Raw genomic sequence first — 14,028 nt, forward strand, 5'->3', positions numbered from 1 at the left:
TGATGAATCCCTTCTAAGCTAGGAATCTTAGTTCATGATAAGCACAGCTTTCTCAATGTTTTTGCTAAATAGAATCAAGACCTCACTTAGAATTTCAATTTGCTCATTGGCTTCTTTAAATTCCCTTTGTTCAATGGCTTCTCGTACCCCAGGTAATGTTTTGACACCATAACCAGTATAAAAACCCGGAGCATAAATTTGGTTTCTAAACCAAGGGCGTCTCGGCAAACCATGCTCTCTGATTAATGATTGTTCCATATCTTTTAATATTTGATTGAGATTTACTGTTTCTTTCCCGGAAACATCAAAATTCTCGTACGCCTTCTCAAAGGCAGACGCTTTTGTTTTCAATTCAGCTAATGCATTTTCTAAAGGAGCAAAATTTAAATGAGGAACCTTTTCTTTTGACTTTGGAATAATGTTAATCTCGTTTGGATCGGACACTAACGCATACACTCCATCATTAATTAGTTTATTCTCTTTTTCTGTTTCCGCTCTTAAATCTTCAGTCAGTTTAGTCACTTCATCCACATATTTAGAGATAGTTGAAGCAAAATGCTGAAATTCAAAAGGTAAAACATCAGCATTTGCCAATCGCAAACTGATACGTCCTGCCACTTTAACCAGTGCAGTACCATATTGAAAGGTAGGGTCTTTAAACCTTTTATAGAGTTCATAGGAATCATACATGGTATGATATTCCCCACCATGACTTTCTCCACTAAAACCCAGATTGAAAGATGCAATACCTAAATGTTGCAAAAAAGGCGAATAATCAGAGCCGGAACCCAATGCGCCTAATTTATAATCCGTCCACCCAGGCCTTCCTTCTATCAATTCAATGGCATTTCTTCTTTCAAATACGGAAACATTTTTTTGCGGATCTGAAACCACTTTAGTGATTTCACTAAAAAATTTCTCCAATGTATGAGAGCCCCCTGCAAATAAAAATCCGGCTCCACTTCCATCAGTATTGATATACGCAACCGCTTTTTGTTTTAATTCTTCCGCATGCGTTTCAACCCATTCCGTTGAACCAATTAAGCCAGGTTCTTCTGCTCCCCAAGCACAATAAACCATGGTCCTTTTTGGACGATTTCCTTTCTTCACAAGTTCGCTAACTGCTCTTGCTTCTTCCATCATGGTTACTAATCCACTAATGGGGTCATTTGCTCCATGAACCCATGCATCATGGTGGTTGCCACGAAGGATCCACTCATCAGGGTAGCTACTCCCTTTCAAGGTGGCAATCACATCATAAGCAGGTTTCATGTCCCAGTTAAATTCCAGCTTCAAATGTACTTTGGCCGGACCAGGGCCGATATGATAGGTGATTGGTAGTGCTCCTTTCCAGTCATCAGGTGCTACAGGGCCCTCTAATGCTTTCAAAAGTGGTAATGCATCATGATAGGAAATTGGTAAAACAGGGATTTTTGTCAAAGAAGGCGCATCCTCTATTTTAAGTCGTTCGGCATCATCTGTAGCCCCATAACCGGGTGTCAGTACATCGCCAGGTGCCAAAGGTAAATCCATGACTGCTCCTCGCTGCACACCATATTCATTTTTAAAAGGGCCCTTAGGATATACGTCACCCCGATAATATCCATCATCCTTGGGATCTGAGTAGATGATACAACCGATCGCGCCTTTTTCGGCTGCCACTTTAGGTTTTATACCTCTCCAGGAGCCATAATACTTGGCAATGACTATTTTACCTTTTACATCTATACCCCGCTTTTCTAATTCTTCATAATCGGCCGGCAGCCCATAATTTACAAACACGAGTTCGGCTGTCACATCACCATCTATAGAGAAACTATTATAGCCAGGTAATGCTTCATCAATTTGGGCTGAAGATGAGTCCCCTTCAACAGCCGGCTCCTTTAGAGTAGCTTTGAATAACAATGGTTCTGTCATTTCCAGTAGTCTAATTTTAGGTGTTGGGAAGAGTATATCAAATTTCTCGACCTTTACTTCATAGCCCCACTCCATAAATTTACCTGCAATAAAATCTACCACTTTTTTATCATACACCGAACCTACATGATGCGGTTCAGCACTCATATATTTCATCCAGTTATCAAGATATTCAGCCTGCACTAACTGATCAAACTCAGCTTCCAGTGTGAGTTGAGTAGTAGTAGTTTCTTCTGAAAATCCCAGAATTTTATGGGATTGAGCAGTCACTGAAAAACCATTTAAAAAACCAGCGATCAAAAGGAGTAAAATTAAATGTTTAAATTTCATATCTATTGTTTTAAATGGGTTCGTAAAAAAAGCACCTCTTATGCCAAACATACATCGCTTTATCCTAATTATTTTATACATAAAGTACGAATAAAGTGCAGCCTACACTTTATTCCCCTTACAACAATATATCAATCTACCATTTTTTTACTATGAAAGAGTTTATTAAAATACATTTATTATTTTTTGAAATCCTATATAACTATATATATAAAATATAAATTAAATATATGGTATAGATAGACTTTTGAAGATAATATGGGGTGTGGCTATGTCAGTCAGCACTATTGCAGAAAAAAGAGACGATTCCGCTAAAATAATTTAATTTGGATTCTCTAGCCACGGGTGCACTCCCTGCTTAATTATTTAAGGCTTTCAGGCTTTTTCAGTAACAGCCTGAATCTCATGCTAAACCATCCGAAAAGCAGGCTTAGTCTCCCAAAAAAACAAAATAACGCGAAGGTACAGCCTATAACCACCTACTTTTTCAATCAACCAACGTTAAAAAATAAAACAGGGAAAATCATTCCCGTAGTAACCTTAATAAACAACCCTCTAAGTGTACCCTGAGCACGGTCCCTGAGCCTGTCGAAGGGTTCCAGCCTTCAAAATGCTTGGTAATTAGGTGCAGTTTTATTTAAATAGTTTCGTGTATTCTTTGAATAAATAAATTTTACCTCTTTTTGCCCCTGTTATTTCGGACAATATTTCGACCTTTTCAAGTGCTTCAATTAATTTGTATACAGATGGGGCCGATAATCCTGTCAGTGCTTTAACTTTTTGCGCATCTACAATTGGTCGTTGGTAAAGATGGTTTAAAACCAATTGTGCATTATACGAGCGACTTCCTAAAGCTTGGAGTTTAACTTCGACTTCTTTTTGTAGTTTTAATATACTATCAAATGTATTTATTCCGTTTTTTGCAGTTTCAATTACACCAACTAAAAAAAATTTGAACCATTGCCTTAAATCGTTTTTCTCCCTAACTCTTGTAAGATTGTCATAATATAACATTCTGTTTCTTTCAAAAAAATCAGATAGATAGAGAATCGGTTTTTTTAATATGCCTTTTTCAACCAAATAGAGTGTGATCATTAATCGGCCAACCCTTCCATTACCATCCAGAAAAGGATGAATTGTTTCAAATTGATAATGTATTAAAGCAATTTTAAGTAAATCTGGAAAAAATGATTCAGTATTGTGAGCAAAATTCTCTAAATCACTCATGAATTCATGTACACTTGTGGGAATGGGCGGGATAAATGTAGCGTCATTAATACTGGCTCCACCTATCCAGTTTTGACTGCTTCTGAACTCTCCAGGAAGTTTGTGTTTTCCTCTTACCCCTTGGAGTAAAATTTTGTGCGTTTCTCGTAGTAACCTTGAAGAAAAGGGTAATTTTTCTAAACTTTTAATAGCAGCGTTTAATGCTTCTATATAGTTATGTACTTCTTCCCAATCATCTCTTTTTTCATCATTTACATCTTTTTTATCTAGTAAAGCCTCTTCAATATTAGTCTTTGTTCCCTCTATTTTACTTGATTGAGTAGCTTCTTTCAAGACATGCATGCTGATAAATAAATCAATGTTGGGAATGTACTCGGAATACATATCAAGTCTTCCAAGTTGTCTGTCAGCCTGACTTAAAAGGTTTAATACTTCCATGTCGTCAATTGTCCATTTTCGATTTATTTTCGTAGGTTGAAAACTCTTATAAGTTCCTTGATTTATATAATTACCAGATTTGAATGTTTTCATCTTTGTTTGAGTATAAACTTAAACAAAGATGCTTATTAGTTAAGAATATCACAAAAATATTAAATAAGAAAAGGTTTAAATTAAGTTTATATCTAAATTCTTTATTATTTAAACCCGGATTATGTAATAGGATTCGTGATGAGTGTTGCAATCGCAAGAAAATCAGGCTGTTTGGAGATTTTAGCATAGCACCGCTATGGTGAAATTGAAAACAGCAACGAAGTGGCTGATTTTGAAGCGATTTCAGCACGTAATAGATTGTCTATTGCATATTTCGGGTTATAGGTGCTATTTAACGTTGCCCAACGGTTTGCCTAGGTCTTTTAGCGGTTTCGAAGCACTTTTCTGCCCGCAGTGCGAGAACCTGACTAGGCCGCGGAAACCTTGCTGGCAACCGTTCCTCCACCATAAGCTGTATGTCTTGTTGAACGAATCCTTCTATAGCAGGAAGCCGGCAGTTATTGCCGTTTCTTCCTAAATTAGACCTATCGTTAATAGTCAACATTTTATGCTATGAAAAAGAAAACAATCTATCATTGTAAAAGCCTGTTAAAATGAGTAAGGATTTGATTTACAGATCAAAATGCTCCAGGACCTTCTCTGCCTCTTATTTCAAAGGGGTTCCTTTCAGGGCTATTCCATTTGTTGTTAATACCTGAAAATGATGCACTCTGTTCACTCCTTCGTACTTCCAGACCATTTCTTTTTCAGGGGTTAACTCAAAAAGTTTGATCCCCTCTTTCGCTCCATAGCTGGCAATCACCGTATTACCATTGGGCAATCGCTGGGCACCACAAGGATCTTGAAAAGGGCTTCCTTCAAAATCTTCATTGCTAACTTTCCAAACTACCTTTCCAGCAGCATCCACCTCAACTGTTTTATTCCCATTCGTTAAATTGATCAGGGTATTCCCGTTGGCAAGACGAATTGCTGTAAATGGCCAGTTTTTAGCTTCTCGACCACCTAATTCGGGTAAATCTGTAGGGAAAGTCTGTAGTATCTCGCCTGAAGGGCTGTATTCTTTAACCGCAAAGGCCAATAGGTGGGGGACAAGATAGTTTCCGTTGGCTAATTTTCGGGCCATACGGGTTTGCATATGTGCATTGTCGGTTTCAGGTTGTAAAGGAACGGCAACAGCTATCTCTCCCGCTTGATTTACCTCCAATATTTGAGGCTTATCTCCTAATTCTGTAATGAGGGTATTGCCATTATCGAGGCGAACAGCTGTACCCAATTCCTTGTTTAAGGCTGACTTTTCATATCGAAATACGACCTTTTTATCCTTGTCAAACCCTAGTACTTCTTCTGACCAGCAAATCAATACATGTCCATTGTCCAAAACATAACCATCTCTCGCACCTGCACGTTCAGCATCCCAAAGGATTTCTCCTGCCTCGTCCAAAATACCCGTAAAGTCGGGGCCTGCAATAAAAAAGGAATGGGTGATTTGTGCCGCAATTGCTTGTTTTACAGATTCGGACGAATTGTTTTTCGGAGAACTACAGGCAGAAAAAAGTATGCCTGATAGTAAAAGGAGGTAGCTGTATAGTTTCATTTTTTTTAGGATTGTGATACTCAAAAATAGGCCTACTAGCAAGGTAAGCGATTGGGGAGAGAATACCAGAACTACTTAGATCTTTTAATTTAGCGGATATATCTCGGTCAAAAGTATTTATTCCACTACTATTTCTAGAACAGGACGATTTATTTGGTTTTGGGACCTAACGTTCTGGCTAAATGGCGTTGTGGGGCATAGCCGCTATGAACATTTCAGCCTTTGTGTGTGCCCAGGATGGGGATCTGACATTGAAGACACCAAATTACTCAAGAGGGGGAAAACCTGTACGAAGCATTAGCAAGTCGCAATTCTTTCCTTGATTTTTCAAAGAGGTGGTATACTATGAGGGGCCAGGTGAAGGTTTAGCAGGAAAGGCTATTCGGCAATGGCTCAAAGTTTAATTCTGATTGCTACTATTGCTTTGTCACTCCTGAGAAGACTAGGATATGAACCTATGTTTTCCTATTACCTCAAAACGCCACCCAAACCGGGGAACTAGGGAAAAATGATCTCTTAATTTTATAATAGTGAAGCGCCGGAAGGTAGGGCAGGTACGATAATCCAAGTCGATTGTGTGTGTGGCACTCTGTGTCAGAGGAATCTAACGCGGTCGTCTACACAATTAAAGAACGTTTATTTTTCATTCATCAAACACTCTAAATGAATTGAAAAATTGGTCTCCAATTCTTTTGTAAAGTTCTTCATTTTCCTCAACTATTGGATATCTGTTTCTTAACCAATAGGTAGTGTTTTTCCCCAAGAGTAATTTATCCAGAACAATCTGTTTTGCAACAGTATCTTTACTATATGATTCAAATATGGACCTTTTGTGAGGATAATTTCGATTTACTATTATATTAGAATGACCTTCGCCAACAAGAGTATAAATCCAATAGTCCTCTATTGCGAATGTATCGGTAGTAAACATCTCCATATCCACAATCCACAATTTTACATCATATTGTTCAAGCTTATATCCTTTAAAATTTTCATCGTTAAAGGAAAGTACAAAATCTTTGGGTTTATCTGGAAAGTAAACCTTAATCTTTTCTGTCTCTTTAAATAATTGAAAATCAATAGATTTATTCTGGATAGAATCAATCTTGTATTCCCAATAATTTTGTTGGGCTTCTATCAAACTGTGATCGGCCTTTTTATCATACAACTTTTGATATTGCTCCATTCTATGAAACATCCTTATAGTCAATTGATTTGCTTCATCAACACTCAAATTTTGTTGCGAAATTTGTTGATTTACTTCAGCTAAAAATGCATAGGCAAGCTTAAGATGATATGCTTCATGTTTAATTAACTTTTCAGAAATTCGGTTCTTTTTAATGTAAGATTGGAATTTGTCCATTTCAGTAACAACCCTGATATCTGGGTTGGTGATTACTCTAGCTCGATAGAAAATTTCTGCATGTCGTCCTCCATAAAAAGGTGGTTGCCCAAGGAAATCTTCAGCTCCTAGAACAGAATCTTTATTCCAAACTTTATATCGTTCTGGATTTGAATTCCTGTTAAAAATTTCTATTGAAAGGGATATCAACAAAAATACAAAACAAATTAATATCCCTAGTAATTTCTGTTTCTTTAACATACCCGAATTTTTAAAACTCTGAGCAAAAACTGATTTAAAAATGAAAATGTTATTTCAGCTATTATAACGACAGTTAATGTGGCTATAATTAGGTTTGTATAACTTCCAATTCTATAAAATTTACCGACAATATTCAGACTTAAACTTGCAATAATTACGATACAAATTAGTGTAATGCCATCATGCAAGAGTCTTCCAAGAAGTCGATTTCTTCTTTTATGTTCTAAAAAATAAAGTCTATGCGTAAGAAAAATCGGAAAGATGATAATCAGTCCAAGTAAGATGGAATACGAATCAAGTAAATCGGTTAGCTTAAAGAAAAAGAAAAAAGAAACCATCATTATGGCAGATAAAAATGAGGATAACACCTCTCTTAATGATAGTGTCCTTAAAAACTTCATGTAATAATTTTAACGGATGGCATTTGATTGACTTTCTTTAGTATGCTATAACGTCTCGGCCAAAAATCATTTCTGTCGCTAGGGTAGCAATGATTTTTTAGCCTTTGTGTGTGCTCAGCATGGTGATCTGGTATCTAAGATACCAAATTATTCCAGCGGGGGAAAATCTGTGCGAAACATAAGTAAGTCGCAATTCTTTCCTTGATTTTTCAAAGAGGTGGTTTGCTATGAGGGGCCAGGTGAAGGTTTAGCAGGAAAGGCTATTCGGCAATGGCTCAAAATCAAATTCTGATTTACTATTACTCTGTCACGCCTGAGAAGAAAGGGATATGAAGCTATGTTTTCCTATTACTTCAAAACGCAACCCATAAACCGGCGAATTTGGGCTGATCATAAAAAAATGATCTCTTAGATTATTTTAGTGAAGCGCCGGAATGCAGGGCAGGTGCGATAATCCCGTCGACTGTGTGAGAGTTTCAACCAGGTCATTTGGCTCAGGTCGGGCTATTCGATTCTGCGTTCGTATTGTTTTTACCAAGGACCATTCTGTGTAATATTAACAAATTTTCCTTTTTCCAATCGGTAGGCACCACCATATCCAACGAACCAGAGTCTATCGTCCTGATCTTTGAAAATTTGAAATACTACCGGGTCATTATTAGTTTCTGTTTTTTGGTATTCGCTGAGTTCTTTTCCATCAAAAGTATATAAAGAGTGTAGATTCGAAGCAAACCAGATATTTCCGTCGCTATCTTCAGCAATACTTCCTATGCCTTTGCCAACTTCAATTTTATCTTTAGTTATGTTTTTTAGCTTATTATCTTTCAGATGATATAAATCCTGCTTTGTCGAAATCCAAAATTCACTTTTATGGTCTTCATATATTTCATTTACGAAGGTTGTTGGAATACCAACTTTATCCGATACATTAATTAATATATTATTTGAATAGGAGAAAAGCCCAGCATTGGTGCTGAACCATAAAGTCCCCTTACTATCCTCCATTATACTATGAACAATCTTGGTACTGGATACTCCGAGCGTTGGGTCAATCTTTCCTTCGGGTAAATCGAAATTAGTAAAACCTTGTCCATTAAATACACTAATACCCTCAATCGTTCCAATCCAAATTTTTCCATTAGTGTCTGCTGTAATGCACCAAACATCATTGCTTATTAAGCCATCTGTTTCATAATAATTTGTTACTGTTTCACCATCAATTCTGCTAATGCCATCTGTATGTCCTAACCATATTGTCCCATTTTTGTCTTCAGTAATGCCTTTTATTGTTACACCTTTTCCTGATCCACTTTTAATACTGTCAATGTGAACCAATGATTTACCGCTAAGTTTAAAGGCTCCATTTTGAGTTCCAAACCAAATGTCCCCTCTGCTGTCTTGAAATATCGTCCTCACAACTTGACTTATCTGCTTGTTTAAATGGTCATTTTGTAGCGTTGAATTTTGAGAAATTATTTCCCTTGATGAATTTAGATGCTGTAAATCACCTTTGTTTGCCTGTCCATTACAAGATGATATGACAATTGACAGGGTTATTGCTAACAATAAGTTCGTTTTACAAAGGAATATTTTCACCTGTTTCATTGCACTCATTGTTTCATTTATTTATGCCTATTTACGTTGGATAAAGATTTATTTTTTAGAGCACTGGATATATCCTAAACTGGTCTTTCATCTTGATTTGGTAAGTTGTAATCACCTGGACCATGACAAAAATTTGTATCAACAACTGGTTGCGGACGATTAGCACGATCTTCGTCTCGTACGAACTGTTGCCGAGGTAAAGCGTGAGATGTTCCATTTATTGTTACCTGCTCATCTCCAATTGTCTCTCTAATGAGCCTTTGAACAGATGGATGGAAATTCTGAGTGTCACTACGTTGTGCAATAGGAGGCAAAGGTAAATTAGCGGGACGACAGTTGTCAAATACCGCCTGAAGACTCGACACAATATCAAAGCTGCTGTCAGTTGCATTTTCACCGAAATGTGCACCTTCCCAATTCGAACGTAAATCCTCCAAGGTATAAGCACTCTGAGCCGTTCCAATTTCACCAGGAGTTAATGATTCACCAGCCTCCAATCGTTCACGGAGTTGTTGCTGCTGTTCCTCAATACGAAGACTTGTTTCATACGCTCTCCGTCCTCCTCCAGGTCTGATCGTTGGTATATTTAATTCTCCATAAAGTTGCAAAACTGTAGATAAACTTTGATTTTCAGGTCTCGCTTGTATCCCCAATGATTCGAGATATCCCGCTACTGATGTGAAAAAGAAATGGCCCATATCGAGCCATCCGCAAGTACAGGTGTAAACAAAATTATTTGAGGGTAAATCTACCCCGCCTCCCGGATGAAATGCCTCTGCTAATCTATAGAGTATGATAATTTTTCGAGCATGATGACCGGAAGGGAATAAAGCAGTAAAAAGAAAGCCACCACCATGCGCAATATCATAATATTCCCGCGTAGCGTTAGTAACAGTTCTTCGTACTTTTTCGAGGACCTCAACACTTGTGCGGATTCCACCTGCTTGAATCGAGCGATGAATCATTTTCCTCTGAGCATTGGAGGAGCCTCCAGATAATTCTGAGGAAACCGAATGCCCCAATTCATGCGCTAAAAGCTTTTTTCCATTCTCAGTATCAGGTTGATATTTTTCATTTCCAAATACTATTCGATTGTCAACTGTATAGGCGTCGGCTCCAATCGAGTCAGCTGATTTTGCAGCCTTCTCTCCGGTGTAAATACGAATGTTACTAAGGTCGGCACCTATTCGGTTTTCAAAAAACTGCTGATTATCCTTCTCCATTGGCCTGCCAGATGTGGACAGTACCTCCCCAACAATATTAGGTACTTCGCTTTGGGAATCAGTCTTTGAGGCTTTTCTGCTTACAGCATTTCCTCCAGAGTACATTCTTGATGTGTTTTCCAAAATTGGTTTTTCTGAAGACGTTGATCTCATTATATCGGCTGCGAACTGGTCGGCGCTCTGCTCCTCAGAGGATTCGGCGCTACCTAATTCCAAATTTTGTGAAACAGGATGATTTCGTAAAAATATTTGGGGTTTCTTTGAGATAGAAGCCCCATCATTATTCGAAGCACTGCCTCCAGAAATTGGCTTCCTCATAACTTCGGAAAAGTCCTTTTCCTGGTTTTCCTTAAGTCCTTCTTCCTCCTTGCACGATTCACAATTTGCTTGAATAGAAGGAGTAGATTTTGAAGGTTGGATTTGATCTGTCGCCTTTCTTGATACGGTATTAGTCTCCTTGTGAGCCATATCGTCAGGTTGTCCAATATTCAATTTTGCCTGAAAAGTATTCGGACTAAAGAATGGTGTTTGCTTTTCCTGAATGGGTGAAAAAACATCACCTTCTCCTTTTTTATTAAAAAATGGCTTTGAAGAGTGAGAACGTGAATCTGTAGAGAAGCAGTTTTGAATTTTGGTCATTTTAATTTGCTCTCATTTTAATTTTGTGTAAAATGCGTACATATACAATTTATTAAAAATAAATGAAGTTTACAATCGGTAACTGCCAATTCGACGAATAGCTAATCATTGTAAATCCGACAATTTTTTGCGGGGCCGGCAATTCCAAAATTGGTTCAGGTTCATTCCATACGCTAGTGATACCCACTCATGTTCGAGCAAGAGGATTACTACTTTTGCGTTTTTTTAGTCAAAGATGAGGAGTGGTCAAGACCAAATTTGCGGTTTGATGAACTTTGTAAAACGCAAGATCTTTCGCGCATTGTTTTCAATAAAACGCTATTTTGTGAGTCAAGCCTGGAATATTCGAGCCTCACCTGCACTGGGTACATTGTGCATAACGTTCCGTGTATGGTGTCTTAGTGTCCCGAAGGGTGCTATGCACTATACATATTGTATGTACCCAGCATGGGCATCTGACATTGAAGATACCAAATTATTTCAAAGGGTGAAAACCTGTGCCGAAGCATGTCGGTAGTCTTTGCCGAGTTTTATCGGTATCCCTTATGTAAGGGAGTTCCTGATTAAATTAGGGACAAGCTATGTCCCCCAGTATTAGCAAGTCGCGATTCTTTCCCTGATTTCTCACGGGGATGGTTCGAATTGAAGGGCCATGTGACCTGGCAGGAAAGTCGGTTGGACAGTGGCTCTAAGTCCGATGCAGATCACTACTATTACTTTATTACTGATGGCTCAATAGCTGGCCCAACAAAGCTAAAATTTAAATTAATATGCCATTATTCATCAGCACTTAATTTTTGCAACACCTCCTGTAATTTATTAATATTCGCTTCATTTTGTCCCCACTTGTCATCAGGGAAGCCAGTATATAAAAGGCCTCTATTTACTTCGTACAATAGAATTCCACCTACTCTTTGGTCTTTTTCTATGTCATTTAAAAAATCGTATTCCACACCATCACCTTGAGTGAAGTAATTATGCACCCAAACCCGTTTCCCTTGATTATTGGCATATGTTTTAATGCTATCTGCCATCGAAGGTTGGTAATCTCCACGATAGTAATGTTTAAGGGTTACCTCATCGGCCAAATCAATTGCTTTTTTCCAATCAATAAGGACCTTAGGCATTGCCCAGAACCCCAATTCATTGAAATCATCGGACAATAGAGGCTCCTCATGAGCTTGACGCAAGTGAACCTGCATTTTTTTACCTGATGCGTGTAGCACATCTGCAGCTTTTTCTAAAAACGACATGAAATATTCCCCTCTTATTTCCATAATTTTCAATGGATCTGCTTCTGCCTCTAGTATATTAATACCATATTTTTCCTTGTAACGTTTTACAATGGGTTCATTATACCCATAATTCACATAATCAGTCACCATTCCAGAATGATTTTGAAGTCGAAAATCAATTCCGTCAAATCCCATTTTCGTCACGCGCTCTACTTGGTCCAGCCAGTACTCCTGCACTTCAGGGTAAGCTTCACAAGGGGTTCCTCCCATGTATTCTCGCTTGCCTTTCGCTATTCCATACACGGGACTACTAGTCCAACCATCACCCCAAAAACCTGCCCCTTGAAATTCAAATTCAAAACCCCAGTCCATAAACGAGTTTGCAGCCTTTTCACCTTTAACCGTTTTGTCCTCCAGCCCCCATTCTCTGTCTTCCGGAGATTTCATTGCTTCTTCTTTACTTAATGGACTTCTTACATGAATACCAGTAGTAATTGGGATTTCTCCTGAAGCGGTAAATGCGCGTATCATTGAATAAGGTATGGTGTAAAAATCCTTGTGCTGTCCAAAAGTTATTGCCAAATACGAATCTTGCTCAGGTATGGTAAAATCTTCTAGTGTTAAAACCAACAATCGCTTTGGTAAATCTTCAACTAAAAATCCGTTGGCATCTTTTACCTTACGGTGTTCAAATTTTGACGCTACCTTTATTTCCCCCTCATATTTAGTGTACCTGCCATTGTCCTTGCTATGCCAAAGCGTAATTTCAGGTATTTGAATTGCTGCCTCCGACAGCCCTTTAAATTCAAAATATTTCTTAGCCGATGTTTTATCTCTGAAAGCATCTAGACTAAAAGCAACTTCCAAGGATTGAATAGGCTCCTTTAACCTAAGTAAGATAGAATCTTGTTCAGGCTTTCTTTTGATTCTTAATTCAGGATTGTTGGCTATTAAATTATCAAAATTGATGTGTTGTCCTCCGATGGTCGGGATTTGTTTGCTAAGCGCGGTAGAGGCGCCGTGTGGAATGGTAAAACCTGTTCCTGACTCATATGGCTTTATAATTGCCCAGGCTTCCATACCCAATCTTTGGGCTTCGTATAAATACACATAATTCGGATCTCCAAGCGCCAATATAGATTCGAGGGTATGATTTCCGGTGCCCTTATCAGGTGACATCACAGAGATGGTTGGATCGGAAAAAGCAGAATAACCTGGCTGACTCAAAATAAAGTAAACCCTCTTGAAGCCTAATTTTTTCAGAAATATCATTTCATCTCTAACCTCCTTATAACCATGAAAACCCCTTAGATGCGGCATAATATCAACAACCGGAGCCATTATTTTACCACTTTTGGTAGGCATTGGAAGCTCCTTTAGTAAGGATAGATCACCAACTTTACCCATTGATGCGTCAAAAGTCTGGGCAAAAGCTGAAAAGTTCACTAGTATCAATAGAATTGTTAAGGCCTTAGGTATTTTCATAATGACTTAATTAAATTGGGTTTTTGTTTAAGGCTGAAACTCTACTTAGCCCTTAAAAGAATAAAATGATCTTCCTGAATCAAAAATAACATTCTTATTGAGTGATATTGCAATTAGTATTGGTTTAGCCACGAATCTCCGGTATTTATAGATATTACTAATTAGGCAAAAAGGAACCCTAAGCCAAAGAACAACTTAAAATCAGTAAATTTTTAATTCTTCCAACGCTAAAAAAAAGAGGGAAGACCATTCTTCATAGTAAGCCTAATTCCTAATA

9 protein-coding genes are annotated in these 14,028 nt (G+C 37.9%); 1 reads left to right on the forward strand and 8 read right to left on the reverse strand.

Annotation, left to right across the window (positions count from 1 at the left end):
* Positions 1-27: 27 nt before the first annotated feature.
* The 5 genes from AC0L7T_RS02320 to AC0L7T_RS02340 all read right to left on the reverse strand — a co-directional run bounded on the left by AC0L7T_RS02320 (position 28) and on the right by AC0L7T_RS02340 (position 7,163).
* Positions 28-2,247: a M28 family metallopeptidase gene (locus AC0L7T_RS02320; RefSeq protein ID WP_473340866.1), complete on the reverse strand. Its 2,220-nt coding sequence runs from the start codon at positions 2,245-2,247 to the stop codon at positions 28-30.
* Between the two features lie 633 nt (positions 2,248-2,880).
* Entirely contained in the window at positions 2,881-4,005 is a 1,125-nt protein-coding gene (locus AC0L7T_RS02325; RefSeq protein WP_473340867.1) for a Fic family protein, read from the reverse strand.
* 292 nt (positions 4,006-4,297) lie between these two features.
* Positions 4,298-4,510, reverse strand: coding sequence for a hypothetical protein (locus AC0L7T_RS02330; RefSeq protein ID WP_473340868.1), 213 nt, complete (start codon positions 4,508-4,510; stop codon positions 4,298-4,300).
* Between the two features lie 102 nt (positions 4,511-4,612).
* Positions 4,613-5,560, reverse strand: a complete 948-nt coding sequence (locus AC0L7T_RS02335) for a hypothetical protein (protein WP_473340869.1) — start codon at positions 5,558-5,560, stop codon at positions 4,613-4,615.
* 643 nt (positions 5,561-6,203) lie between these two features.
* Positions 6,204-7,163, reverse strand: a complete 960-nt coding sequence (locus AC0L7T_RS02340) for a hypothetical protein (RefSeq protein ID WP_473340870.1) — start codon at positions 7,161-7,163, stop codon at positions 6,204-6,206.
* A 261-nt stretch (positions 7,164-7,424) separates the two neighbouring features.
* Here AC0L7T_RS02340 and AC0L7T_RS02345 point away from each other — a divergent pair, with 261 nt between their 5' ends.
* Positions 7,425-7,568 (forward strand): hypothetical protein, encoded by a 144-nt coding sequence (locus AC0L7T_RS02345; RefSeq protein ID WP_473340871.1) that lies wholly within the window; start codon positions 7,425-7,427, stop codon positions 7,566-7,568.
* Between the two features lie 527 nt (positions 7,569-8,095).
* Here the strand turns inward: AC0L7T_RS02345 and AC0L7T_RS02350 are convergent.
* From AC0L7T_RS02350 to AC0L7T_RS02360, 3 genes are all read right to left on the reverse strand, one after another.
* The gene (locus AC0L7T_RS02350) at positions 8,096-9,178 is read right to left on the reverse strand and encodes a ligand-binding sensor domain-containing protein (RefSeq protein ID WP_473340872.1); all 1,083 of its coding nucleotides are present in this window, start codon (positions 9,176-9,178) and stop codon (positions 8,096-8,098) included.
* Positions 9,179-9,243: 65 nt separating this feature from the next.
* Positions 9,244-11,031, reverse strand: coding sequence for an eCIS core domain-containing protein (locus tag AC0L7T_RS02355; protein ID WP_473340873.1), 1,788 nt, complete (start codon positions 11,029-11,031; stop codon positions 9,244-9,246).
* A gap of 776 nt (positions 11,032-11,807) precedes the next feature.
* A complete protein-coding gene (locus AC0L7T_RS02360; protein ID WP_473340874.1) occupies positions 11,808-13,751 on the reverse strand; it encodes a hypothetical protein in 1,944 nt (647 codons plus the stop codon).
* Positions 13,752-14,028 lie beyond the last annotated feature (277 nt).

It is taken from the genome of Cyclobacterium sp. 10D3-21, assembly GCF_055809755.1.